General features: G+C 67.5%; 20 protein-coding genes and 4 pseudogenes. 17 read left to right on the top strand and 7 right to left on the bottom strand.

The genetic code is table 11. From position 1 onward, the window contains the following. Positions 1–79: 79 nt before the first annotated feature. Positions 80–823, bottom strand: a complete 744-nt coding sequence (locus ACFVHO_RS31275) for a hypothetical protein (protein WP_385721942.1) — start codon at positions 821–823, stop codon at positions 80–82. 266 nt (positions 824–1,089) lie between these two features. Next, positions 1,090–1,473 carry a peptidase inhibitor family I36 protein gene (locus ACFVHO_RS31270; protein ID WP_385721939.1) on the bottom strand — a complete coding sequence of 128 codons (384 nt, stop codon included), beginning with the start codon at positions 1,471–1,473 and terminating at the stop codon, positions 1,090–1,092. A 258-nt stretch (positions 1,474–1,731) separates the two neighbouring features. Between ACFVHO_RS31270 and ACFVHO_RS31265 the strand changes: the two genes are divergently transcribed. From ACFVHO_RS31265 to ACFVHO_RS31240, 6 genes and pseudogenes are all read left to right on the top strand, one after another. After that, positions 1,732–2,682 (top strand): LysR family transcriptional regulator, encoded by a 951-nt coding sequence (locus tag ACFVHO_RS31265; RefSeq protein ID WP_385721936.1) that lies wholly within the window; start codon positions 1,732–1,734, stop codon positions 2,680–2,682. Positions 2,683–3,005: 323 nt separating this feature from the next. Beyond that, a complete protein-coding gene (locus tag ACFVHO_RS31260) occupies positions 3,006–3,635 on the top strand; it encodes an RNA polymerase sigma factor (protein WP_385721933.1) in 630 nt (209 codons plus the stop codon). Then, positions 3,632–4,168, top strand: coding sequence for a hypothetical protein (locus ACFVHO_RS31255; RefSeq protein WP_385721930.1), 537 nt, complete (start codon positions 3,632–3,634; stop codon positions 4,166–4,168). The genes ACFVHO_RS31260 and ACFVHO_RS31255 overlap by 4 nt, the downstream gene beginning before the upstream one ends. A 68-nt stretch (positions 4,169–4,236) precedes the next feature. Continuing rightward, complete coding sequence (locus ACFVHO_RS31250; protein WP_385721927.1) at positions 4,237–4,530, top strand: hypothetical protein; 294 nt, start codon at positions 4,237–4,239, stop codon at positions 4,528–4,530. A gap of 210 nt (positions 4,531–4,740) precedes the next feature. Further along, positions 4,741–5,214 carry a hypothetical protein gene (locus ACFVHO_RS31245; protein WP_385721924.1) on the top strand — a complete coding sequence of 158 codons (474 nt, stop codon included), beginning with the start codon at positions 4,741–4,743 and terminating at the stop codon, positions 5,212–5,214. Positions 5,215–5,389: 175 nt separating this feature from the next. Further along, positions 5,390–5,512: pseudogene (locus tag ACFVHO_RS31240) on the top strand (IS5/IS1182 family transposase); the annotation flags it as partial. A 15-nt stretch (positions 5,513–5,527) separates the two neighbouring features. Here the strand turns inward: ACFVHO_RS31240 and ACFVHO_RS31235 are convergent. Then, positions 5,528–5,827, bottom strand: a complete 300-nt coding sequence (locus ACFVHO_RS31235) for a DUF6506 family protein (RefSeq protein WP_266608305.1) — start codon at positions 5,825–5,827, stop codon at positions 5,528–5,530. A gap of 321 nt (positions 5,828–6,148) precedes the next feature. Here ACFVHO_RS31235 and ACFVHO_RS31230 point away from each other — a divergent pair, with 321 nt between their 5' ends. The 4 genes from ACFVHO_RS31230 (at position 6,149) to ACFVHO_RS31215 (ending at position 10,746) form a co-directional block, all read left to right on the top strand. Next, a complete protein-coding gene (locus ACFVHO_RS31230) occupies positions 6,149–7,591 on the top strand; it encodes an MFS transporter (protein ID WP_385721921.1) in 1,443 nt (480 codons plus the stop codon). Between the two features lie 375 nt (positions 7,592–7,966). Next, on the top strand, positions 7,967–8,815 hold the full coding sequence (locus ACFVHO_RS31225) for a hypothetical protein (protein ID WP_385721918.1): 849 nt from the start codon (positions 7,967–7,969) through the stop codon (positions 8,813–8,815). A 23-nt stretch (positions 8,816–8,838) separates the two neighbouring features. Beyond that, positions 8,839–9,387, top strand: a complete 549-nt coding sequence (locus ACFVHO_RS31220) for a carboxymuconolactone decarboxylase family protein (RefSeq protein ID WP_385721916.1) — start codon at positions 8,839–8,841, stop codon at positions 9,385–9,387. An 84-nt stretch (positions 9,388–9,471) separates the two neighbouring features. Beyond that, positions 9,472–10,746 carry an MFS transporter gene (locus ACFVHO_RS31215; protein ID WP_385721913.1) on the top strand — a complete coding sequence of 425 codons (1,275 nt, stop codon included), beginning with the start codon at positions 9,472–9,474 and terminating at the stop codon, positions 10,744–10,746. A gap of 134 nt (positions 10,747–10,880) precedes the next feature. Here ACFVHO_RS31215 and ACFVHO_RS31210 read toward each other — a convergent pair whose 3' ends face one another. Continuing rightward, positions 10,881–11,840, bottom strand: coding sequence for a sigma-70 family RNA polymerase sigma factor (locus ACFVHO_RS31210; RefSeq protein WP_385721910.1), 960 nt, complete (start codon positions 11,838–11,840; stop codon positions 10,881–10,883). A gap of 22 nt (positions 11,841–11,862) precedes the next feature. Beyond that, on the bottom strand, positions 11,863–13,077 hold the full coding sequence (locus ACFVHO_RS31205) for an NAD(P)/FAD-dependent oxidoreductase (RefSeq protein WP_385721907.1): 1,215 nt from the start codon (positions 13,075–13,077) through the stop codon (positions 11,863–11,865). A 262-nt stretch (positions 13,078–13,339) separates the two neighbouring features. Between ACFVHO_RS31205 and ACFVHO_RS31200 the strand changes: the two genes are divergently transcribed. The 4 genes and pseudogenes from ACFVHO_RS31200 to ACFVHO_RS31185 form a co-directional block, all read left to right on the top strand. Continuing rightward, complete coding sequence (locus ACFVHO_RS31200) at positions 13,340–14,056, top strand: flavodoxin family protein (protein WP_385721904.1); 717 nt, start codon at positions 13,340–13,342, stop codon at positions 14,054–14,056. Between the two features lie 44 nt (positions 14,057–14,100). Continuing rightward, positions 14,101–14,522 (top strand): annotated as a pseudogene (locus tag ACFVHO_RS31195) (transposase). Positions 14,523–14,730: 208 nt separating this feature from the next. Continuing rightward, entirely contained in the window at positions 14,731–15,468 is a 738-nt protein-coding gene (locus tag ACFVHO_RS31190) for a hypothetical protein (RefSeq protein ID WP_385721901.1), read from the top strand. A gap of 62 nt (positions 15,469–15,530) precedes the next feature. Then, positions 15,531–15,638, top strand: a pseudogene (locus ACFVHO_RS31185) (IS5/IS1182 family transposase); the annotation flags it as partial. A gap of 312 nt (positions 15,639–15,950) precedes the next feature. On the opposite strand, the gene ACFVHO_RS31180 reads toward ACFVHO_RS31185, so the two are convergent. After that, complete coding sequence (locus ACFVHO_RS31180) at positions 15,951–17,162, bottom strand: cytochrome P450 (protein ID WP_385722006.1); 1,212 nt, start codon at positions 17,160–17,162, stop codon at positions 15,951–15,953. 54 nt (positions 17,163–17,216) lie between these two features. Continuing rightward, positions 17,217–17,381, bottom strand: a pseudogene (locus tag ACFVHO_RS31175) (MbtH family NRPS accessory protein); the annotation flags it as partial. Positions 17,382–17,694: 313 nt separating this feature from the next. Here ACFVHO_RS31175 and ACFVHO_RS31170 point away from each other — a divergent pair. From ACFVHO_RS31170 to ACFVHO_RS31160, 3 genes are all read left to right on the top strand, one after another. Continuing rightward, entirely contained in the window at positions 17,695–19,560 is a 1,866-nt protein-coding gene (locus tag ACFVHO_RS31170) for a non-ribosomal peptide synthetase (protein WP_385722003.1), read from the top strand. 154 nt (positions 19,561–19,714) lie between these two features. Beyond that, the gene (locus tag ACFVHO_RS31165) at positions 19,715–23,104 is read left to right on the top strand and encodes a thioester reductase domain-containing protein (RefSeq protein WP_385721898.1); all 3,390 of its coding nucleotides are present in this window, start codon (positions 19,715–19,717) and stop codon (positions 23,102–23,104) included. A 388-nt stretch (positions 23,105–23,492) separates the two neighbouring features. Next, positions 23,493–23,657, top strand: coding sequence for a hypothetical protein (locus ACFVHO_RS31160; RefSeq protein WP_385721895.1), 165 nt, complete (start codon positions 23,493–23,495; stop codon positions 23,655–23,657). The last annotated feature ends 63 nt before the right edge of the window (positions 23,658–23,720 follow it).

The raw sequence follows: 23,720 nt of genomic DNA, 5'->3' as shown, positions 1-23,720 counted from the left end.
GCGGCGGCTCTGGTCTCGGCGAGTATCTCCGCGACTTCGGCTTGCGGCAATCCGCCGGGTACATCGCGAGGACCTTCCATCACATGCGCCTGGCCCGGACAGTCGCACCCAAATCAGGTTGAAGACCAGCATTTCTCAGTTCAACCAGCAAAGATCGCCTGACTTGATGCAGCTTCTTCCCGCCAACCCGTATCGCTATCTTCTGGTACACCGTCTCAACAGAGATCCATATTCCGATGACATTCGTCCGCCTCTTGCACTCGACATCGGCAACGGCAGTTCGGATCTCTTGCCGTCCAGGCTCCGCGGTGCGCAGGAATCTGTCACTGTCTCCCGGGTCCATGGGATTGGAGTAGTGAAATCCCTTTTGCCTCATGCATGTGGACCACGAGTGAAAGGCAGAGCGCACGCGGGAGTCCTTCTCGACTTCTCTGCCGACATCGAGAGCCACGGCTGCCGCATAGTCTTCGTCATCTATGCTGGGCGCGCCTTTGCGCAGCGAACGCTCGGCCTCGGCCCGGCATCCTCCGGCAGGCAGCTTCTGGCCGCCTTCGGTGAACGTCGCCCCGCCGTTGAGCGCATGTTTTTGCCGATTCGTGAGCGGCGGATCCTTTGTTTTGCCATCGCCTTGTTCGGCCTTGGTCAGGTGATATCCGTAACGCCGGGCCCGCGAAAGCGAGGTGAGACCGTAAGCGTTCTCGTTCATTCCCTGGTTCAGTGTGGGTGAGGGGGAGGAATTGTGCGGGGTGAGGTCGACTCGATATCCGAAGCGATGCATGCAGGACTGTGCGCGCCGGTTCTCTTCATCCTGCAGTGCGGCCATCTGGCTCAGGGTCAATCGATAGGAGTCCAGAGGCAAGTTGACCTTACCGGTGTCAAGGATGCGTGCTACGTGTGCGACCGGAGGCTCACCGGACGGCTGCTGGTGTGACGTTCCTGAGGTGCAGCCGGTGAGCACGGCAGCGGCGCAGGCCACCCATGCGACGGCTTTTCGGGCTTGCATCTCTCTCCTCCTGGCGATACCTGGCACCGGCTGCTGCCCCTGCTGATCACAGCAGGGGCAGCAGACTTGCTCATCAATCAATCGGATCAGCCGGTGTGGATAAACCTGCTCGAAGAGGCCGTGTTGTTGTACTGGGCGCCAAGAGATTTACGGGACTTGTCCGACCCGACACAGATGCTCTTCCCCCTGTAGTTTGCCTTCGTGTAGAGGCAGAGCTTGTAGGTGTTCGCTGTGTTCTTGACGGAGGAGAAGCGGTTCTCGATGGCTCCGCCCTGGTAGAACTTGTATCCACCATAGCTCTTCAGGGATCCCGACCGATCGAAGATCCTTCCGCTGAAGTTCTCGCCGTCGTAGGCGCACATCTCCGAGTCATCGCAATCGCCGTCGTAGCTTCCGGCAAACGCCGGACCCGAAATGCCCACCGTTCCAATGATGGCAATCCCAGCAGCAATGGCCGCGATTTTCCGCATGAACTTATCCCCTCGTGGTGCCGCCCATGGGGCGGCAACGGTCAGATAGCGTCCGGTCCTCGTCCGGCCGGATACGCGTTGCCCTTCGGGCCTTCATTTCGCAAGCGTCCGCCCTCAGTAATCTCGGACGGCCTCTCGCTGAATTTCATTCTGGCCGAGCGGAAAGGAATCCGGAAGGGCTCATTGATGTCTTTGAGGAAGCGATTGATACCCTCACTGCATCGGACGGGCGGCAGTGCTGTCCTGACAGGGGGAACCATGGCGACCGACCCGAGCCTGCACCAGTTGCGCCTACTGCTCGTGCTGGCCGAGGAACTGCACTTCGGCCGGGCGGCGAAGCGCATGTTCATCAGCCAGCCCGCGTTCAGCCGCCAGATCCGCACCCTTGAAGAGCGCCTCGGAGTGGGCCTCGTGGAACGGTCCACGCGGCAGGTGGAGCTGACTCGGGCGGGGGAGGCGCTGCTGCCGCAGGTACGGGCCGTGGTGGACGCCGCCGACGATCTGCTCGGTACCGCAGAGACACAGGCGCACCCGACGGCGTCGGACCGGGTGGTGCTCGGTTCCTACATCTCGGCCCTGCCCGCCCTGCGCATCCTTCTCGACGAGATTCGCGGACGCCACTCGGGCCCGGGGGTCGAGTGGCGCGCCGTCGACAACATCACGCAGGTGACAGCACCCCTGGACGGAGAGGTCGACGCGGTCATCTGCTACGGGCCCATGCCCTCGGACTTCGAGACGCTGCGACTGGGCAGCGAGGCCCGGTTCGCCTGCATTCCCGGTACCCATCCGTTGGCGGAACGCGAGACCGTGACCCTCGCGGACCTGGCTGACCTGTGCGTCATCGGCTTCTCGCCTCACGTGCCCCGGGAGTACCGCGAGTTCTGGGCCGCCGACCCGCGCCCTGACGGCACGCCTGTGCGTTACACCCACCACGTAGCAACCACGCTGGAGGACTGCGTCTCCCTGGCCAGCCTGGGGCACGGCACGCGCTTCATCACTGAAAGCACCCTCGCCCTCATGCCCCGCCCCGGCGTTCGCTTCGTCCCCGTCTCCGACCTGCCCCCGTGCACTGCCTTGCTCGCCTGGCCGACCACCCGCCCCCTCAACTCCGGCTTCAGCTCATTGCTACGCCTGCTGCGCGCCCACGCCCGTACCACGGACGAAGACACGCTCCGAAAGTCCAACAGGCGCTGGTGGAACACGGCGTGAAAGCACGTCGTATCCCGCCGGTGTGTTTGGTGCGGTTGCGCGTCGCTGCTGTTGCGGCAGGACCTGGTACACGGTCGCCGCCCCGACTACGCTGCCGGCCTCACCGGAGGAGCATCCGTCGCTCCCGGATCACCGACGCTCACTGAGGCGCCGACGCGTTCTGAGATCACCTCAGCCCACCCCCATGCTTTGGCCTGAGAAGCGCGGAAAGTTACGAGTCGCCCTTTGGTGATCCACAGCGGCTTCTTGGGCGTGAACGTATCCACCAGCGGCTCGCCGCCACGGGACCAGAGCGCCGCGGACGGCGCGAAGGGCTGGCTTTCATGACCAACACCTTCCGCCGCCTGGGCTGGTCCCTCGGGCGCTCCCGTGATCCATCCGAAGACACGCTGACCCTCCCGGTCAGTGCCGAACTCGAATTCGAGAGGATCTACCACCAGAAAGGCTCTCTGGTCAGGGCGAGGCTCCGTCAGCTGCTCGGCGAGCAGGCGGATGTCGACGGTCTCGCCCAGGAGGTCTTCATCAAGTTCCTGATCTGCATTCAGCGGGACAAGAAGACGATCGGCCCCACCGCTCTGCTCATGAAGATCACGGCAGACCTGGCCGTCGATCACATCCGCATCCGCATCCGAGGGGGCGGCGAACATCCGCTGGACGTCCTCCCAGAAGGCGCCGCCTGGTTCTCCACCGCGGACCTCGCCGGGCCGGAGGAGGCATTCGAGCTGGCCGAAGTGATGGAAGCCATGGACAAGATCCTCAGCCCAGAACTTCGTTTCTCACTGATCATGCGCGAGACCATGGGTCTCAGCCGCGACGAGGTCGCCGAGACTCTCGGCATCGAGCCGACCAGTGTCACCGCGAACGTCCGACGGGCCAAGGAACGGCTCCGCGACCACTTCGCAGAGAAGCGGCCGGGTTCTCGCCGCCCCAATGTGAACGGAGAGAACACATGAACCTTCCCTCCCCTCGGCGTCGTCGCGTTGCGGAACCATCCGTCACCGACCGCCTCCGCCGCCTGGACGAAGTGCTCGTGCACCACTACGAGTCCACCCGGGCCGGCACCCAGATCGACCTCGAATACATCCGGCAGGAGGCGGCCCGCCGCCACCAGACCGCCCGCCAGCTCGGCATCGACCCGGTCACCGCCGAGCCGAAGCACGAACAGATCTTCACCATCACCGTCACCTGGTCACGCGGCCGCCTCGTTCTCACCATGCCGACCGTGATGATCTACGGGGCGAAGATTCTCCTGAGCGTCTTCTTCGGCCTGCTCGGCTTCGTCCTGACGACGGTCCTGGGCAAGTCCTCCATGGTTTCCGCCGCCATGACGATCAGCCTGTGCGGGATCTACCTGCTGAGCCTGCTGCGCCGTCCGCCACGCGCCGAGGATGGCCGTCTCCGCGGGCTGCGGCGCTGCACTCCGTTGATCATGCAGCCTCCGAGCACGGAAGCCAGCGACAAGAAGCGATCAGCCAAGAGCGCCTGAAAAGGCTGCCGCCCCGGGCTCGCAACCCGTCGGGGCGGCAGCAAGCGCACAACCCTCCACTGAAAAGGATGGACATGCACCCCCTCAACACTGGCACATCTCTCGTTCCTCAGCGGGAGATTGCTGCCCCGAGCTCGGAGCAGCCCACTGACCTGGCCGCCCCGGCCACCCTTCTGGAGTCCCTGCGCAGCACTGTCCGGGACAGGCCCGGCACCCTGGGAGCCACAGGGCTCGGGAGCTACATCGCCACAGGAGCCACCCACGGCAACACCACCTGGGCAGTCGTGATCATCGCCGTCGGGATGCTGACGGCCGAGACGATCCAGAACGTCAAGACCAACCGCAACCGCTACCGCACCTGACGACCTGCCAGTGAGGGCGGACGAGAACGCCTTGTCCGTCCTCACCGCTGTTCCTGATGGGGTACCCGTTCCTTGGCGGGAGGTTGGGGACGGGTCCCGCCTCGGCACGGGAGGTGAGCTATGGCAGAGCCGCGCGGGCGCATGGGCCAAGACTGGGCGATTTCCGGGACAACGGTGGAGCAAGGCGAGGCATTACGGTCCACTGATCGTATGGAGACGGTTGCGGCGAGTGTCATAGCGGTGTTGGGGACCCTGCTGGGCGCCGGGGTCACCTACGTGTTCCAAGGGCGGTCCCTTGCGCGGGCCGAGTCGTTCGCGCGGAACGAGAGTCTTCGGCAGGAGCGGTTGAACACGTACAGCAGGTATGGCGGAGCATTGGCCGCTTACCGCGGGGTGATGGTGAACCGCTGGTACAGCGTCCACGAGAACCGTTCGACGGAGGAGCAGAAAGAGCTTCGTGCCGCATCCCATGCCCGGCGAGCCGAGGCGCAGGAGGCCCTGTACCGCGTCCTGTTGATCACGGAGAGCGAGCCCCTCTCGCAGCAGGCTCAGGACGCCTTCGACCAAGTAACGGAAGTGCGCCGCGTTCAGGGGGACGAGGAGATAGAGGAACGGCGGCGGGACACGCGTGAGTCGATCAACGACTTCATCGTTGCGGCCCGCCGGCACACCCAACAGCTCTAACCGATCCAACTGTTGACGCCAGACCGGCGCGGCCGCCTTCTCGGTGGAGGCGGCGAGGCCAGCAGGCATCATCTTCTCGACGCCCAGCTCGGCCACCGAGACGCACCGCAGCTCGTTCCCGTGATGGAGTGTGTCCGAGTCGCCCGCCCGGACGGTGGGCGCCCCCGGACCCGGTACCGTCAACGCGCTCAAGAACTCCCGGGCGGTCGCGACGAGATACGACAAGAGGGCCTGCATCTTTCACGGCACCGGCACCGTCGCAGCCATTCGGCTCTGGCTCCGGTCCCTGTCGGAGTGAAGGAGATGGCACCCGTCACGAGAAGATCGCGTGCACCTGATCGACCGCTTCGGGTCCGTAGCCAACCGCGCCCACGGGGACTGCGCCGTTGATCGCCTCGATCACACGCCCGGCCCATACCGGCCCGAATCCCCCGCACAGTTCAATCAGCTGCACGCCCTCGCCCACCAGGCGGCGCGCGGCCTCGATGCACTCCTCGGGCTTCTCCACCCCGACGAACACACTGCGGCACGTACCCGTGTCCACGACGCTGACATCGCCACCTGCCGCGCTGCCGTCCGCCGTGTAGATGAACCCCCAGTGTGTGAGCGCCATACGTATCGACCTCCTGTGATCGTCAGAGCCATCAGCCAAGCAGAGCCAGGGCGGGAATGGCCTGGAACGGAGACAAGCCGTGAGTGATCTACGCCGCACTCCGGAAGCCCGCACCGTCCGAGTACAGCAACACGGCCCGCTGGCGCATGATCCGCCGGACAGCTCCGTGCCCACTCTGCATCGCCATGCGGGTGGCCGGGCCTGACTGCTGAGTTGACGCGCAAGGCTGATGCCCCCCAGGTCCGTTGCATACCCCCTAGGGGTATGTTAACTTCCCGCTCAAAGATACCCCTGAGGGGTACCTGGACAAGGGGATGGATCATGTCAACAGTCAGTCCAAGGCGCTGGTGGGCACTGCTCGTGCTCGCCGCCGCCCAGTTCATGGTGATCATGGACACGAGCATCATCGGAGTGGCGCTCCCCGAGATGCAACGTGAACTCGGTTTCTCTCAAGGCGAGTTGCAGTGGGTCTTCAACGCCTATGTCATCGCCTTCGGCGGTCTCCTGCTGCTGGGCGGTCGGCTCTCCGACCTGCTGGGCGCCCGGAAGGTCTTCAACGCGGGCTGGGTCGTGCTGATAGCGGGCTCTGTCGTCGCCGCGGCCGCGCAGACCGCCTGGGTCGAGGTCGTGGGTCGCGCCGTACAGGGCGTCGGCGGGGCGCTGATCGCGCCTGCCGCCATGACGCTCCTGATGATTCTCTTCGCGCACGACCCGAAGGAACTGGGCAAGGCGATGGCGCTCTACGGCGCCGCGGCCCCCGCGGGCGGCACGGCGGGAGTCTTCCTCGGCGGGGTGTTCACCGAGTGGCTCAGCTGGCCCTGGATCTTCATCATCTACGTCCCGATCGGCGTCGCCACCCTCGCGGCCACCAAACTGCTGCCCGCCGTCGAACCCCGCCGCGGCCGCGTGGACGTACTGGGTGCCGCATCCGTCACCGCAGGTCTCGCCCTTGCCGTCTTCGCCATCGTCCGCGCGGAGCACGTCGGTTGGGGATCCAGCACCACCCTTCTCCAGCTCGCGGGCGCTGCCGCCCTGCTCGTCCTGTTCTTCGTGATCCAGAAATCGATCGGCCAGCCACTGATGCCACTCGGCATCTGGCGGGTGCCGCGCCTCGGGTCCGCCAACCTGGCGATGGCGCTGCTCGGCGCCGCGTGGATCCCGATGTGGTACTTCCTCAACCTGTACCTGCAACAGGTGCTCGGCTACGGGGCGTTCGCCTCCGGCGCGGCACTGCTTCCGATGACCGTACTCCTGATGATCTTCATGACGGCGATCACCGCGAAGCTGCTCGCGAAGTTCGGCGCCAAGCCGCTCATCGGCGGCGGACTGCTCCTCCTCGCGGCAGGTCTGCTGTGGCTGTCGGCCGTCGAGCCGACCGGCTCGTTCGCGGTCGACGTCCTGCCTGCCTCACTGGTCGCGGCCCTCGGCATGTCGCTCGCGTACATCCCGGCGATGATGGCCGCCATGTCCGGTGCCCCACAGGAGCAGGCGGGCCTGGCCTCCGGGATCGTCAACACCACCTACCAGGTCGGTTCGGCCCTTGGCTTGGCCGCCCTGACCGCCCTTGCCGCCTCGCAGGGCTCGGGACAGCTGGGCAACCTGCCGGCGCTCACCGACGGCTTCAGCGCCGCGTTCCTGGGTGCCGCCATGATCGCTGCGGCAGGCGGCCTCATCACCCTCCTCGTGATGCGTGGCGACAAGGCCGCAGGCGCCGCGCAGCAGGCCGACGCTCCGCAGTCCACGGGCGAGCAGATCGGCGTGTAGCCGGTGGGCTGCCGCCCTGCCGCCCTGCCGCACGCGACACGGTTCACACGCACGCGACACGGTTCACAGGGGCCGCTCGATGTCTCACAGACGATCGAGCGGCCCCTCTGTGCTGTCGCGTGGACAGCAGAGTTGAGGGCGTCACGAGCGGACGAGGCGGGCGATGGGGCGCAACCGCCGCCCGGGCAGCCGTGCTGGCGCACCGGCGCCACAGGGCTGACAGGTGGGTGGCTCCACCTGGTGGATCCGCTGCGGTGAGTCCCTCGCGAGATTTTGAGCATCGAGGCTGGCCAAGATACCCCGGGGGGGTATATGGTTTTGATCAACGGCCGGAGCGGACGACGCCAGAAGGCCCATCACACCTTTGGAGATGTCATGAGGAACCACGCCGAACACGACCAGACCAACCACGGTGCCCACGGCGGGCACAGCGGTCATGGCGGGGCCCAGCCCGGCGGCCTTTCGGTCGCGGCGAACGGCTACGCCCTCGAGCTCGACTCGACGATCCGCACCGCGGGCATACAGCAGGTCAGCTTCAGGGTGATCGGTCCCGACGGGCTGGCGGTGACCGAGTTCGTGCCCGAGCACGAGAAGGAACTGCACTTCATCGCCGTACGACGCGACACGGCCGGGTTCCAGCACGTGCACCCGGTGCGGGACGAGAAGGGCACCTGGAGCACCGAACTGGCCCTGGAGCCGGGGGACTGGAGGCTCTTCGCCGACATTCACCCGGCCGGGCACGACGGGACCATGACGCTGGGGATCGACGTCGCGGTCGCCGGGGCGTACGACCCGCGGCCGCTTCCCGAGGCCACCGGGATCGCCCGGATCGGCGAGTACACCGTCGCGCTCGACGGCGAACTCCTGCCCGGCGAAGCGAGCGAACTGACCCTGACCGTCAGCCGGGACGGCCGCCCCGTCACCGACCTGCAGCCCTACCTGGCCGCGTACGGGCACCTGGTGGCCCTGCGGGTCGGCGACCTGGGCTACCTCCACGTCCACCCGGAGGGCGAACCCGGTGACGGCACCACCGCGCCGGGACCCGAGATCGCCTTCATGGCGGTCGCGCCCACGGCCGGCACCTACCGGCTGTTCCTGGACTTCCAGCACGACGACGTCGTCCGGACGGCCGAGTTCACGGTGCGGACCACCGCGACCACCCCGCACGCGGACGCCGCACCCGACCACGGGAGCCACCACCACGGCCCCCACGCACACCACTGACCGGCCGCATCGGAAGGAGCGTCATGCCCCGCCTGAGCCCCCTCACGCCCGACACGGCGGTCGGCGCCTCACGCGACCTCCTCGCCGACCTGGTCTCCCGCCATGGCCAGATCGGCGACATGGTCTCCACGATGGCGCACTCCCCGGCCGTACTCGGCGGATACCTCCAGCTCAGCCGCGCCATGGGTCGAGCCAAACTCGACCGCGGGATCAGCGAACGGATCTCGATCGCCGTCCAGGCCGTGCAGGGATGCGGGCTCTGCCTCGACGCGCATGTGAGTGCCGCCCGCGCCCTGGGAGTGGACGAGGACGAGATCGAGCGAGCCCACGCGGGCACGTCGGCCGATCCCGCGATCGCGGCGATCATCACCCTCGCCCTCCAGGTCCATCGCGAGCCGACGTCGATCACCGACGAACAGGTCATCGCGCTGCGAGCACACGGCTACAGCGACCGCGCCATAGCCGATGTCGTGGGCGTCGTCGCACTCAACATCCTCACCGGCGCCTTCAACCTCCTCGCCGGCCTCACACCGGGGGCGGCCCTCACCGCAGGGAGCGACACCGGTGCGTAGAGAAGACAACCCCGCCTGTACGGGCGGGGCACGGCCCCCGCCCCGGGGCCGTGCCCCGCCGCATGGACACGGAAGGAACCCGTCATGAGGCTCTTCGCCATCCGCGACTACCGCCACCTGTTCGGCGCCCAGGTCATCGCCCTGTTCGGCACCGGACTGACCACCGTGGCCCTCGGACTGCTCGCCTACGACCTGGCAGGACCGCGCGCCGGCATGGTCCTCGGTACCGCCCTGACGATCAAGATGGTCATGTACGTGGCCATCGCCCCGCTGGCCGCCGCATACGTCGACCGGCTCCCCCGAAGAACCCTCCTGGTCCTCCTCGACGTGGTCCGCGGGGCGGTGGTCCTGGCGCTGCCGCTGGTCACCGAGGTCTGGCACATCTACGTCCTGATCGGCCTGCTCCAGGCGGGCTCCGCGGCGTTCACCCCGACGTTCCAGGCCGTCATCCCCGACATCGTCACCGACGAGTCCGACTACACGCGTGCCCTGTCCGCCTCCCAGGTCGCCTCCACCATGGAGAGCCTGCTCAGCCCCGTACTGGCAGCCGTCGCCCTCACCTTCATGAGCTTCGACCTGCTGTTCCTGGGCACCTCCGCCGGATTCCTCATCTCCGCCCTGCTCGTCCTGTCCACGCGCATCCCCGACGCCCGCCCCAGCACCCACGCCAAGGCATGGGACAAGGCGGCATCAGGGATCAGGACCTTCCTCAGGACGCCGCGGCTGCGCGGCATCATGGCGCTCAACCTGGTGGTCGCGGCGGCAGGGTCGATCGTCGTCGTCAACACCGTCAACCACGTCCGTGACGGGCTCGGGGGCTCGCAGTCGGACGTCGCCTGGATGCTTGCCGCCTCCGGCACCGGAACCCTCCTGGCTGCCCTCGCACTGCCCCGCGTCCTCGACCGGATCGCCGCCCGCACCGTCATGATGACCGGCGCCGCAGTCCTCGTCGGCGGTACGACCGCCGCGGTGACGCTCATCGCCACCGGCCTGGCCACCTGGACCGGAACGGCGGTCATCTGGACCGTGATCGGCATCGGCATGGCACTGATCATCACGCCGACCGGCAAGGTCCTGCGCGCCTCCGTCGCCCGGAACGCGATCCCCGAGGCATTCGCGGCCCAGTTCTCCCTCTCCCACCTGGCCTGGCTCATCACCTACCCCGTCGCGGGCTGGCTCGGCACGAACACCGGCCTCACCGCTGCCTGGTCCGTCCTCGCGGTCCTCGCCGGAGGGGGAGCGATCGGCGCCCTCCTGCTGTGGCCGCGCCACGACGGACGAGGAGCCACGACCAGCCCCGTGACACCCGCCCGGCACGCACCCAACGAGGACCGGTCCACCCTGACCAAGGCCGCGTGAAGCGCTTGGACGGTCCGCGTCGTGCACAGCAAGCGCTGTTGGCCAGTCACACCGAGAAGGCCGTGACCTCCGTCCCGCTCCGCGCGGGCGGCGGCCACGGCCTTCTCGGTGTGACTGGCCCGGCCGGTGCCAGGTCACCACTGGCTGATGAGCGGTGTGTCCGGTACGTGCTGCCGCCACGCTTCGGTGAGGCGGGCGAGGCGGGCCGGGGAGCCGATGCCGCGCACGGTTGCGATCTGACCGTCGCTGACGTCGAACGTCACGGAGCCGATGACCTGGTCGCCGAGGACGAAGAGCATGGCGGGGGCGCCGTTGACGAGCGCGTAGTGGACGGCGGGCGTGCCGCCGACAAGTCGCCGTTTCGCGGGTGTGGGTCTGAAGCCGGCCCGCACCATGGCTGCCACGCGCTGCGGGGTGTCGTACCGCAGCAGCGTCTTGGCCAGGCCGGCGCCGTTGGAGTCGGAGATCCCGGTCGCGTCATCGGTGAGCAGCGCCACCAGCTGGTCGGTGCGCCCCGAGGAAGCAGCGGCGAGGAATTCCTCGACGATCCTGCGGGCGGATGCCGGGTCGGCTTCGCCGCCGCCGCGACGCGCGGTGGTGATGTGGCGCCGGGCCCGGTGGAGGTGCTGCTGGCTCGCCGACTTGGTGACGTCGAGGATCTCGGCGATCTCGGCGTGACTGTAGGAGAAGGCCTCACGCAGGACGTAGACGGCGCGCTCGACGGGGGACAGGCGCTCCATGAGGGTCAGCACGGCCAAGGAGACCGATTCGCGCTGCTCGAATGTGTCGGCCGGGCCGAGCATCGGGTCGCCATCGAGGAGCGGTTCGGGCAGCCAGGGGCCGACGGTGCGTTCGCGGCGGACCTGTGCCGAGCGGAGCCGGTCGAGGCACAGGTTGGTGACGACCTTGGTGAGCCATGCTTCCGGCACCTTGATCTGAGGCCGGTCGGCGGCCTGCCAGTGCAAGAACGCGTCCTGCACGGCGTCTTCGGCGTCGGCGGCGGACCCGAGGAGGCGGTACGCCAGTGAGGCCAGCCGGTTGCGGCTGGCCTCGAACCGACTGGTGTCGAAGGAATCGATGACGGTCCTGTCCACGCGGATCACCTTAGGTGGGCGGCTACGCGACGGTCTTCTCGGTGGAGGCGGCCGCCTTCTCGGCAGGTGTCTTCGGCACGTCGGCCAGGTGGTGCTTGCGCTTGGGCAGGCCGAAGGTCGGGTGCGAGGTGGTCCACAGCGACATCTTGAGGATGCCCGACTTGATCCGCGCGGCCTTCCGGCCGCCGACGTACTTCGGCCTCGCCTGCGCTTCGTCGTCGACCATCTGCAGGATTCCGTCCCGCCGCCCGAGGCTGATGTGGTTGCCCAGGTAGCCCAGCTTGATGTTCGGGATCTTGTGTCCGGTCAGGTCTCCCATGATCGCTTGCATGGCCTGCATGCCGGTGTAGCCGGCCGAGGCGCAGGACATCGGCAGCGGCCGGCCGTTGTCGCCGATGGCGTGGGCGCTGTCGCCGGCGGCGTAGATGTTCGGGTGCGAGACCGACCGCATGGTGCGATCGACGACGATCCGACCGTTCTCGGTGACCTCGAGACCGCTGGCGGCGGCGATGGGGTGGACCGCGAACCCCGCCGTCCACACGGTCGCGTCGGATGCCAGAGCGGTGCCGTCGGCGCACAACACCTGTGTCGCTTCGACGGCTTCGACGCTGGTGTGCTCCAGGACAGTGATGCCCAGCCGGTGGCAGGCGTGGCGCAGATGGGTGCGGGCCCCGGTGGAGAGTGGGGCGCCCAGCTCGCCGCGGGCGATCAGCGTCACGGACAGGCCGGGCCGGGATTCGGCGATCTCGGTGGCGGTCTCGATGCCGGTCAGCCCGTCGCCGACGACCAGCACACTCCCGACTTCGCTCCGCTCGCCCAGGCTGTCCAGGCGGTCGCGCAGGCGCAGCGCCGCCGGACGACTGGTGACGTGGAAGGAGTGCTCTGCGACGCCGGGAACGCCGTGGTCGGCGACGGTGCTGCCGAGCGTGTAGAGAAGCGTGTCGTAGCCGAGCTCACCGTCGCCGTCGGCCACGGCGACGACCTGGCGCTCGGGGTCGACGGCGGTGACACGGGCCAGGCGCAGCCGTATTCCCGTGCCGGCGAAGACATCGGCGAGCTGTGGAGCTTCGATCTCCTGGCCGGAGGCGAGTTGGTGCAGCCGCAGCCGCTGGACGAAGACCGGCTCGGCGTTGACCACGGTGACCTCGGTGTCGGCCGCTGAAAGCCGGCGGGCCAGGTTGCCGGCCACGTAGGCCCCGGCATAACCGGCGCCGAGGACGACGATGCGGTGCTTCATGTGCTGCTCCTGTCGGTTTTCTTCGCCTGCTCTCGGCGGCTTGAACGGGGCAGCACCTCGATTGCTGACAGGAACCGCATGTGGCATGGGTCACATGCGGCGGGGGGTCCTTCGGTGATGCCCGACCGGGATCCGCAGGTTGCGGCGCCGCGACTACCGCGTGGCGACGGCCTCTCATACGCCTGGCCCCCGACCGGCGTGCGGCCCCACCCCATCGGGGCCAGGCTGGGTACGTACTCCCGTCACTTCGAGGAGCCGCCCCATGTCAGCGCCCCCGTACCGCTACGACCACCTGCGCGCCTTGTTCATCAACTGCACGCTCAAGCGCTCGCCCGAGACCAGCAACACCGAGGGCCTGATCGACAGGAGCCGCCTCGTGATGGAGAAGAACGGGGTGGCCACCGAACTGATCCGCGCCGTCGACCACGACATCGCGACCGGCGTCTGGCCGGACATGACCGAGCACGGCTGGCAGAGCGACGAGTGGCCGCGGCTGTACGAGAAGGTCATGGCCGCCGACATGCTGATCCTGTGCGGGCCGATCTGGCTCGGAGACAACAGCAGTGTCATGAAGCAGGTCATCGAGCGGCTGTACGCCTGCTCCAGCATCCTCAACGAGCAAGGCCAGTACGCCTATTACGGTCGTGTTGGTGGCTGCCTGATCACCGGCAACGAGGACGGCGTCAAGCATTGCGCCATGAACGTCCTCTACAGCCTCCAGCACCTCGGCTACACCGTCCCGCCCCAGGCCGATGCCGGCTGGATCGGCGAGGCGGGCCCTGGCCCGTCCTACCTCGACCCCGGCTCCGGCGGCCCCGAGAACGACTTCACCAACCGCAACACCGCCTTCATGACCTGGAACCTCATGCACCTGGCGGCGCTGCTCAAGCAGGCGGGCGGCATTCCCGCCCACGGCAACCAGCGCTCCGAATGGGACGCGGGCTGCCGCTTCGACTTCCCCAACCCCGAACACCGCTAGGGCCTGTTGCGAAAGTGGATCTTGCTCGTTGATGATCGCGTCTCGTGGGACGTGGGGATCTGACGAACGACCAGTGGGCCCGGCTTGAGCCGCTGCTGCCGCGGGGCATCAAGCCGGGCCGTCCGCAGGTGTGGACGAGACGGCAGCCGATAGACGGCATACGGTGGCGGACGCGGACCGGTGCCCCGTGGCGGGACGTGCCCGCCTCGGGGTGGGCTGAGTAGCAAAATACATCTGGCGGTCGAGCAGGGACAGAAGCCTCTGTCAGTAGTGATCACCGCTGGTCAGCGGGATGACTCTCCGCAGTTCGAGGCTGTGCTGGAAGCGGTCAGGGTGCCCGCGCCATGCAGTCGAGTGCGGCATCAACCGCCTCAAGAGGCACCGGGCCGTCGCCACGAGGTACGACAAACTCGCTGTCCGCTATGAGGCCACCGTCCAGATCGCGATCATCAATGAGTGGCTGTGACCGGATTCCGGAGGGCCAAGCTGGCCTGCGCCCATGTCGACCAGGAACAGCCGAACACGAGACCACCCGGCAAGCCGAGCGCTAGAGTCCCACCCGTGCGTTGATCTTCCGGGCGGCGGCCAAGCACCGCTGCAGACGTTGCGGGCGCCTCAGGTGAGCCAGGGCGCCCGCCTGGCATGCCCGTCACCACATCACCGGAGACCACACAATGGCCGCCCAGGAACACCTCCCCTACGACGCGTTCGTCGAACTCGCCGCCGCTGATCCGGCGGTCGTCGGCCTTGTCCTCAAAGGTTCCCAGGCCCACGAGGGCATGACCACCGAGCACTCCGACCACGACCTGTACGTCATCCTCGCCGACGGGGCGACGACGGAACTCACCCGGTTCACGGGACACCGCACCCCAGAACTCGACCTCGTCATCCTCTCCCTCGACAGGTTCCGTGCGGCCGGAATGCCCGGCTTCGAGCGGTACGCCCTCGCCCGAGCCGAGATCGTGCTCGACCGCCTCGGCGGAGTCATCGCCCAAATCCTGGCCGACAAGGCGCGGCTCGCTGCCGACGCGGCCTTCCACGAGGCAGACGCATGGCTCGACGCCTACGCCAACTCCCTCTACCGCTCAGTAAAGAACGACCGCGACGGACATGCCCTCGCGGCCCGACTCGATGCCGCCGACAGCGCCAGGTTCCTGCTGGAGTTGCTCTTCGCTCTGGACCGACGCCCCCGCCCTTACAACAAGTACCTGGAGTGGGAACTTGCCCGATTCCCACTGCCCGGCTGGGATACCGAGCTGCTGCTCGGTGCTCTGAACCACATCTCAGCAACGGGCGACGTTTCCACACAGCGTCGCCTCTTTGCCCAGGTCGAAGCAGCGGCCCGGCGGGCCGGACACGATGCGGTGCTCGACGCATGGGGTGAGGACCTGCACCTCATGCAGCCTCAGTAGGGATGACCCGGGGGCCCAGGCACCACAACCCTCGCCGCCTGGGGCTTTCACAACAGGCCCTAGGTCAGAAGGGCTTCAAGGCGATTCCGCGGCGATGGGCCGTCGAGCGGACCTTCGGCACAAGCCGACGGCTCACCCGCGAATCCACCCCGAACTGGCGCGACGCATGACCGCCTCGCACAGCGACTTCACGAGTGTGTCGGGCCCTGCCGCAACACGCTGAATCGCTGATCCACCAGATCAACACACTCATGCAGACTCGGCGTCGGCAGACCGACACGCTCACGCATCACAGCAATGGCCTGCACGTTCCGCCCGGCCGAGACGAGGCCGTCCACCTCTGACTGCACCTCAACCGAGAGCCGGTCCCACAGAGCGTTCCCCATACCCGCATTGAACCCCACGTGCCCCACTCGGGAGCGACCGCGTCCGCTCAAGCCGCCGCCTTACCAAACAGCCCTGTCGGGAGGCGAATACCACATTCAGGCGATTGCCTCAAAAGTGATCGGAAGGGATGCAAGGAAGCGGAAGTTGATGCTTTCGAGCCACTCGGGCTGCGCCACCTCGCACTTCCAGTTGGTGGTCCGACGCAGCAGCGCCCGCAGTGCGACGTCGATCTCGGTGAGAGCCAGTGAGGCGCCCAGGCAGTAGTGGATGCCGTGCCCGAACGACAGGTGATCAGCGGCCGGTCGGGAGACATCCAAAAGGTCAGGGTCGGTGTAGCGGCGGGGGTCACGATTCCCTGAACCAAGAATCAGGGTCACCGACTGGCCGGCTCGGATCAGGTGCTCGCCGAGGTCGATGTCGGCGAGCGCCTTCCGAGTGGTGAACTGGACCGAACTGTCGTATCTCATCAGTTCGTGCGTGGCGGGTGTGATCAGCTCAGGATCTTTGCGCAGCCGCTGAGTCTGCTCGTCGTTGTGCAGCAGGGCGAGGGCCGCGTTCCCGATCATATGTGTGGTGGTCGCCTGCCCCGCGTCGATGAGCAGCAGGAAGTTGGCGAAGACTTCGTCCTCGGTGTAGTCGGCTGCCTGGAGTTGGGGACTGATCATCCGGCTGAAGAAGTCGTCGGCCGTGCTGTTTCGACGAGCGGTGGCAGTGCGGTCGAAGGACTCCCTCAGTGCCTGTATCCGCGCGTTCTGGGAGTCGGACTGGGTAAAGAACTCATGCAACAGCCCCTGCCAGCTCTCCAGGAGGTGGGTGGCGTCGTCGGATACGCCCGCCAGTTTCGCGATGACGCCACGGCTGAGCGGTTCCGAGAAGTCGTGAATGATGTCCATGCGCCCGCTCGGAAGAACCTTGTCGAGCAGTTCGTCGGCCAACTCCTGGACATGAAAGCGTAGTTCCCGGGTAAGGCGGGGAGAAAGGCTCGGCCTGATCAGTCGGCGTAGCCGGGTGTGATGCGGCGGATCATTGAACAGCATCATGTCTGACAGTGTGCGAGCCAGCAGTGCAACATCGCCACGGGCCTGTTCGGGGAAGCTCTCGTAGAAATCCGATATTCTGGCTACAGAAAGACGCCTGTCCTTCGAGAGATCGAGGATTTCCTGATGGCCGAGCACCGCCCAGGTCTGCATCCATTCATCCCACTGCACCGGTGATTTTGTACGCAACTCGGCATAGAACGGGTATGGCTCCGCCGCATGTTCGGGATCGAGCAGGTGAGAAAGATTCATCGTAGGGGGAGTGCGCATGGAAGATCCTCCAGTCCACCGCATCGAAGAAGTCGAAACCCGAGGCTTCTGGTGGGGGTATATGTTCCAGCCCGCCGGAACGGCCTGATCAAGCGGCCAGATGGAGTGCTGTTCTTCACCGTTCACAACGATCAGATATTTTTTTGGCCTGCTTGCTCGTGCGCCGGATCCTCCCTTTACGGCCCGCCGGATTATGAATAATCTGCGGGATTTAAGCATTGCCTCCGTGATGGAATATCGAGCAGGCTAGCGATGTCCGCGAGCTGGCGTCAAGTGTCGCCAGCAAAGCACGGTTGACAGTTATTGCGTTCTTCTGGACGCATAGTGCGCACCGCCTTGTCGGCCCTTCTTGCGGCATTGACGCTTGGGTGAACGGATGCCAGAGTGCATCCTCTCCGGGACACACCGATCTCCGTGACGACTCCGACTTCTTCGAGTTGGGGGAGATCCGCTGCTGATCACATTCCTTACCCGCCAGCTCGAGCCGAGAATTAGTGTGGGAATTTTGATGACCTTGTCAGAACAGAACCTTGTGTCGAACGCTCCACACGAGGAGTTCAGCCCAGTCCATGCAGTCGTGGCCCGGATAGCCAGCAGTGATCCGCTGAGGGTCGCCGTTCGGAGCAGGGGCGCCGAGCTGAGCTACGGCGAGCTCGACGCTTGGGCCAGGCGCATCGCAGCGTCTGTCCGTGCGGCAGGTGCGGGCAGAGGCGAGCGAATCGGTGTGCTCGTCGAACCTTCGAACGCGATGATTGCCGCCGTACTCGGAGTCCTGTACGCCGGTGCCGCGTACGTCCCGGTAGACCCGGCCCACCCAGATCAGCGGATCGCTGATGTGTTCGCTGACGCGGGCGTGTCTGCCGTGATCGTCGCAGACGGCACGTCTGGCCGACTGTCCACGCTCACATGCCCGGTCATTCGAGCGGAGGACGCCCGAGAAGGAGAGAAGACCTCGGCGGCGGCAGTCGCGGTGACACCCGATGACGCCGCTTACATCATCTACACCTCGGGCAGCACTGGCGAACCCAAAGGCGTCCTGGTCGAGCACGGTCAGCTGTCCGCTTCCACCTGGGCACGCCGCGCGGTGTATCCCGGCGCTCCAGTCTTCTTGCTTGTGTCCCCCTTGGCTTTCGATTCCTCGGTTGCCGGGGTGTGGGGGACCCTGACCGCGGGGGGATGCCTGGTCGTAGCCGCATCTGATGAAATCCGCGATCCCGAGCGGCTGGCCCGCCTGGTGGAACGCTGGCAGGTGACCCGGCTGCTCTGCGTACCGCTCCTCTACAGCGCACTGCTGGACGCGGCGACACGGCAGGGCAGGCGGCTGGATGCGCTGGATACGGTGATCGTGGCCGGCGAGTCGCCGACTGAGGCATTGGTGGAACGCCATTTCGCCTTGCTCGGCCGGACAGTCGCCCTGGTCAATGAGTACGGCCCGACCGAGGCCACCGTATGGGCCAGCTTCCGCCGCTATGAGGCCCCTGGACCGATATCCATCGGCGGGCCGGTGCCTGGTGTCCGCCTATACCTGCTGAATGAGGAGCTGGAGCCGGTCCCACCCGGTGTGAGCGGCGAGTTGTTCATCGGCGGTACAGGGGTAGCTCGAGGATACTTCGGCCGCCCTGAGGCGACTGCCCAGGCTTTCATCGGCGACCCTTTCACCGACGTCGAGGGCGCCAAGATGTACCGCACGGGGGACCTCGCCCTGTGGAACGACGATGGTGAGTTGAAATTCCTCGGCCGCCGCGATCAACAAGTCAAGATCCGTGGCCATCGGATCGAACTCGGCGCAGTCGAGGCTCATCTGCGTACCGCACCAGGGGTCAGCGACGCCGTCGTGGTGACGAACGCGGAGCGGACCCAGCTTGTCGGATTCGTCCTGTCTCCTCCTGACATTTCTCCAGAACCAATCCGCGAGCATGTGGCCCGCAGGCTGCCGCAAGCCATGGTTCCGAACTGGATCCACGTGCTCGATCGGTTTCCTGTGACTGTCAACGGCAAAATCGACCGAAAACGCCTTAGTGCTCTGGCAGAAACCTGTCCGGACTCCCAGACAGAGGAAGTAGCCGCCCCCACGGACGACACGACTGGACGGGTGTCCGCCGCGTGGGCCGAGGTGCTGAAGCGGAAAGACGTTCCGATCGAGGTGAATTTCTTCGATCTGGGCGGCCACTCGGTCAAGCTCTTTGAGCTTCAGAACGCCCTTGAGCGGCATACGGGAGTTCGGCTCTCGATTGTTGATCTGTTCTCGCATACCACGGTGGCGGCGCAGGCAACGCTGCTCCGTGACGGCGTGCCCTCGGACGATGAATCGGCTGTGGTCGGGCGAGCGGCATCGGCCAGGCGCGCTCGCGTGCTGCGAGCACGGCGCCAGCGTTTCGAGGGAAGGGAACGGCGGTGACGGTGGAGTTGACCTGGTTCCAGCGCGACCTCGTGCCTGGCGGTGCCGGCCATCGGCTCCCTACGCCCGTAGCGATGCCCTGACGTTGGGCACCTAAGACTTCAGCAAATCCCTCAACCCCGCACAATCTCCGTTCCAGGAAGGGCACGACGCGATGACGACCGAGGAAGCCGCACAGCACGACCTTGAGGAAACGGTGGCCGTCGTGGGGATGAGCGGACGCTTCCCCGGCGCCCCCGACCTCGACGCCTACTGGGCCAACCTGCGCGACGGCGTCTGCTCGCTGTCCGAGTACACCGAGAAGGAACTGCTCGCCGACGGGGCGGACCCGGCCGAGCTCCGCAATCCCGCGTTCGTCCCGGTGCAGGGGCGTCTCGCTGACGCGGACCGCTTCGAGGCCGAGCTCTTCGGCTTCAACCGCACCGAAGCGGCCGCCCTGGACCCGCAGCACCGGGTGCTCCTGGAGACCGCCTGGTCGGCGCTGGAGGACGCCGGGTACGCCCCACTGAACGCACCGTCCCGCACCGGCGTCTACATGGGCGGCAGCTCGACGGACCACGCACTGGCCGCCGAGACGGACCCGGCGCTCGCCGCGTCGATCGGCGCGCTCCAGACGCGCATCCTCACCGACCGCGAGTTCCTGGCGCCCTGGATCTCCTACCGGCTGGGCCTGGACGGGCCGAGCATGATGGTCCAGACGGCCTGCTCGACCTCACTGACGGCGGTCCATCTTGCCGTCCAGGCCCTGCTGCTCGGCGAGTGCGACACCGCGCTCGCGGGCGGCGTCGGCATCGGCACCACGCGCAAGGAGGGCTACGTCTACTACCAGGGCGGGACCTCCTCCCCCGACGGCCGCTGCCGCCCCTTCGACGAGAAGGCGGCCGGCACGGTGCCGGGCAGCGGGGTGGGCGTGCTGGTGCTGCGGCGGCTGGAAGACGCGCTCGCCGACGGCGACCCGGTGCGCGCGGTGATCCGGGGCACGGCCGTCACCAACGACGGAGCCGGCAAGATCGGCTTCACCGCTCCGGGCGTGGGCCGGCAGACGGCCGCGATCACCGAGGCGTGGACGGCGGCGGGTCTTGAGCCGTCGGCGGCGCAGTACCTGGAGGCGCACGGGACCGGGACCGAGCTGGGCGACCGGATCGAACTGGAGGCGGCGAGCGCGGCGTTCACCGCCCGAGCCGGCCTCGACAGCGGCGTCGGCATCGCGCTCGGTTCGGTGAAGTCGAACATCGGGCACGCCGACGCGGCGGCCGGTGTGGCGGCGCTGATCAAGACGGTCCTGATGCTGGAGCACGCCACCCTGGCCCCGACGGTGAACGTCACGAGCCCGGTCGCCGCCCTGCAGGACTCGCCGCTGAGGCTGGTGACCGAGACCCGTCACTGGCCGCGCAGGCCGGACCTGCCCCGGCTGGCCGGCGTGACGTCGGTCGGCATGGGCGGCACGAACGTGCACGCGGTGGTGCAGGAGGCACCGGCACACGAGCCGCGCGCGAAGGCCGACGCCCGCCCGACGGTCCTGCCGCTGTCGGCCCGCACCGAGCATCAACTCGCTCTCGTGGCGTCGCGGTTGGCGGCACGTCTGCGAGAGGCCGACGCCCCTGCCCTCGCCGATGTCGCGCACACCCTGCGCACCGGCCGGGTCGGGATGCCCGTGCGTGCCTACGTGGTCGCCGCCGGCGTGCAGGAGGCGTCGGACAAGCTCATGGCACTGGCCGAGGGCCACCCGGATCCGGCGCGGGACCCGTCGGGGGAGGCGTGGCTGCGCGGCGAGGAGGTGACCTGGCCGACGCTCGACGGCGAGGTGCGCCGGGTACGGCTCCCGTCGTACCCGTTCGCGGGCGAGAGCTACGGCGCCCTGACGCTGCGCGGCCCGGCCGCTGAGACGCCGGCCGAGAGCGCGGCGCCCGCACTGGGGAGCGAACTGGAGCCCAGGGTCGCCGAGTTCGTGATCGAGGCACTGGATCTCGACGGGCCCGCAGGTCTGGAGAAGACGTACCTCGAGGCGGGCGGCGACTCGCTGACGTCCGTGCATCTGGCCGGACGGCTCCGCGACGAGCTGGACATCGACGTACCGATCGAGCTGTTCCTGGAACCGGTCACGCTCAAGGAGATGACGACCCGCATCGTCGAGATCAAGGAAGACGGCGAGGGCGCCGGGCGCGCTGCTCACCGAGTCACGGCCGTGCGGCGGCCCACCTTCGCCTCGGTGCACGGCGAGGGCGTGACCGAGGTCCACGCGAAGGACCTCACCCTCGACAAGTTCCTCGACGCACACCTCCTCGCCGACGCCCCCGCGCTGCCCCGTGCCGAGCGAGAGCCGCGCACCGTGCTGCTGACCGGCGCGAACGGCTACCTCGGCCGCTTCCTCGCCCTGGAATGGCTGCGCACCCTGGCGCCGGTCGGCGGCCGACTGATCGCCCTGGTGCGCGGCGAGGACGCCGCCGCGGCCCGGCAGCGGCTGGACGCGGCCTTCGACAGCGGCGACCCGGACCTGGTGCGGACGTACGAGGAACTGGCCGCGGCCCATCTCGAGGTCGTGGCGGGTGACATGGCGGAACCACGGCTCGGCCTGGACGAGGCGGCCTGGGACCGGCTGGCCGACGAGGTCGACCTGATCGTCCACGCCGGTGCGCTGGTGAACCACCTCCTGCCGTACCCGCACCTCTTCGAGGCCAACGTCGTCGGCACCGCCGAACTCGTCCGCCTTGCCCTCACCCGCCGGGCGAAGCCGATCACCTACATCTCCAGCGTCGGGGTCGCCGACTCCTGCAGGCCGGCCCTCGACGAGGACACCGACGTCCGCGTCGCCATACCGGCCCTGAACGTCGACGGTGGCTACGCCAACGGGTACGCGACCAGTAAATGGGCCGGCGAAGTGCTGCTGCGGGAGGCGCACGACCTGTGCGGACTGCCCGTCACGACCATCCGGTCCAGCATGGTCCTCGCGCACAGCCGGTACGGCGGACAGCTCAACGTCACCGACGTGTTCAGCCGCCTTCTGTTCAGCGTGCTCGCCACCGGGATCGCGCCGCGCAGCTTCTACCGTGCGGACGGCGAACGCGCCCACTACGACGGCCTGCCGGTCGACTTCACCGCCACCGCCGTGGTGGCGCTAGGGGGGCACGGCACCTCTGAAGCCCCTTCCGGATACCGGACGTTCAGCCTCGTGAACCCCCACGACGACGGCGTCTCCCTCGACGCCATCGTCGACTGGCTCGCCCAGGACGGCCACGCCATCGAGCGGGTGGACGACTACGCCGAGTGGTACCTGCGGTTCGAGGCGGCGATGCGCGCCCTGCCCGAGGCACAGCGGCAGTACGCGGCGCTGCCCGTCCGGCACGGCTTCAAGGAGCCCGAGGACCCGGTACCCGGATCCGTCATCCCCTCCGACCGGTTCCGCGCCGCCGTCCGGGCCGGCGCCATCCCCGGGCACGGAGAGATCCCGAGCCTGACGCGCGACCTCGTCGCCAAGTACGCCCGGGACCTGAAGCACCTGATGACAGCGGGGCGCCCCATGGACGGCGGCCACGTCAACCACTGACGTGCCGTCCAGGACGCGGAGCCGGGATCATCCCCTGTCCCCGGCTCCGCGTCCCGCAGCACAGCCCCCGGGACGGCCGGAGGGCTTGGTGCCATACCGAAACTTCGGTGGGTCCATGGTCGACGGTTCGATGTTCAGGCAGGGCAAGAGAGACCGGGGGAGGCCGAGGAGCGCGGCGAGCTGCTGCCGCACGCGGTCCACGCGGAGATCGCACGGCTGGGCGTGGGTGCCTGGACCGGAGTGCAACTGGTGACCGAGGCGCGGCCGGAGAGCCCGGGCATGTCCGAGGAGATGGCGCGGCTCTACCAGTTGATCCTGCCGCACGTCGCCACCATCGGCGTCCCCGCCAAGCTGGACACCTCTTCTACCGCGCGAAACGCCTGCTTGAATGGGCGCCCTGAACGCTCAGTCGGAGCTGACCTCCACTGTCAAGGTCGCCTGGACAGCGAGTCAACAGCGCCGCAGTCAGTTGCTGCAGCACCGGGTGGAGATGGCCGGGGTGCTGCTCGTCGGCCGGGGTGGCGCCCGGCTGCTGCAGATCCTGAAGGGCTGAACAGTGCCTTCGCGACGGAGATCCCGATCGTCGACCTCCTGGCCGACTCCTCGGTCATGAACG

It is taken from the genome of Streptomyces sp. NPDC127108, from assembly GCF_042677545.1.
Taxonomy (GTDB): Bacteria; Actinomycetota; Actinomycetes; order Streptomycetales; family Streptomycetaceae; genus Streptomyces.
The sequence above is the reverse complement of the archived record's forward strand: the minus strand, read 5'-3'. Positions and strand labels throughout refer to the sequence as shown.

Bases quoted from the DNA above. Each gene is read 5' to 3' on its own strand.
- ACFVHO_RS31180 (WP_385722006.1), bottom strand. From the start codon at position 17,162: ATGCGCACTCCCCCTACGATGAATCTTTCTCACCTGCTCGATCCCGAA.
- ACFVHO_RS31270 (WP_385721939.1), bottom strand. From the start codon at position 1,473: ATGCGGAAAATCGCGGCCATTGCTGCTGGGATTGCCATCATTGGAACG.
- ACFVHO_RS31255 (WP_385721930.1), top strand. From the start codon at position 3,632: ATGAACCTTCCCTCCCCTCGGCGTCGTCGCGTTGCGGAACCATCCGTC.
- ACFVHO_RS31200 (WP_385721904.1), top strand. From the start codon at position 13,340: ATGTCAGCGCCCCCGTACCGCTACGACCACCTGCGCGCCTTGTTCATC.
- ACFVHO_RS31275 (WP_385721942.1), bottom strand. From the start codon at position 823: ATGGCCGCACTGCAGGATGAAGAGAACCGGCGCGCACAGTCCTGCATG.
- ACFVHO_RS31225 (WP_385721918.1), top strand. From the start codon at position 7,967: ATGAGGAACCACGCCGAACACGACCAGACCAACCACGGTGCCCACGGC.
- ACFVHO_RS31265 (WP_385721936.1), top strand. From the start codon at position 1,732: ATGGCGACCGACCCGAGCCTGCACCAGTTGCGCCTACTGCTCGTGCTG.
- ACFVHO_RS31245 (WP_385721924.1), top strand. From the start codon at position 4,741: ATGGAGACGGTTGCGGCGAGTGTCATAGCGGTGTTGGGGACCCTGCTG.
- ACFVHO_RS31205 (WP_385721907.1), bottom strand. From the start codon at position 13,077: ATGAAGCACCGCATCGTCGTCCTCGGCGCCGGTTATGCCGGGGCCTAC.
- ACFVHO_RS31230 (WP_385721921.1), top strand. From the start codon at position 6,149: ATGTCAACAGTCAGTCCAAGGCGCTGGTGGGCACTGCTCGTGCTCGCC.
- ACFVHO_RS31190 (WP_385721901.1), top strand. From the start codon at position 14,731: ATGGCCGCCCAGGAACACCTCCCCTACGACGCGTTCGTCGAACTCGCC.
- ACFVHO_RS31235 (WP_266608305.1), bottom strand. From the start codon at position 5,827: ATGGCGCTCACACACTGGGGGTTCATCTACACGGCGGACGGCAGCGCG.
- ACFVHO_RS31160 (WP_385721895.1), top strand. From the start codon at position 23,493: ATGGGCGCCCTGAACGCTCAGTCGGAGCTGACCTCCACTGTCAAGGTC.
- ACFVHO_RS31260 (WP_385721933.1), top strand. From the start codon at position 3,006: ATGACCAACACCTTCCGCCGCCTGGGCTGGTCCCTCGGGCGCTCCCGT.
- ACFVHO_RS31250 (WP_385721927.1), top strand. From the start codon at position 4,237: ATGGACATGCACCCCCTCAACACTGGCACATCTCTCGTTCCTCAGCGG.
- ACFVHO_RS31215 (WP_385721913.1), top strand. From the start codon at position 9,472: ATGAGGCTCTTCGCCATCCGCGACTACCGCCACCTGTTCGGCGCCCAG.
- ACFVHO_RS31165 (WP_385721898.1), top strand. From the start codon at position 19,715: ATGACGACCGAGGAAGCCGCACAGCACGACCTTGAGGAAACGGTGGCC.
- ACFVHO_RS31220 (WP_385721916.1), top strand. From the start codon at position 8,839: ATGCCCCGCCTGAGCCCCCTCACGCCCGACACGGCGGTCGGCGCCTCA.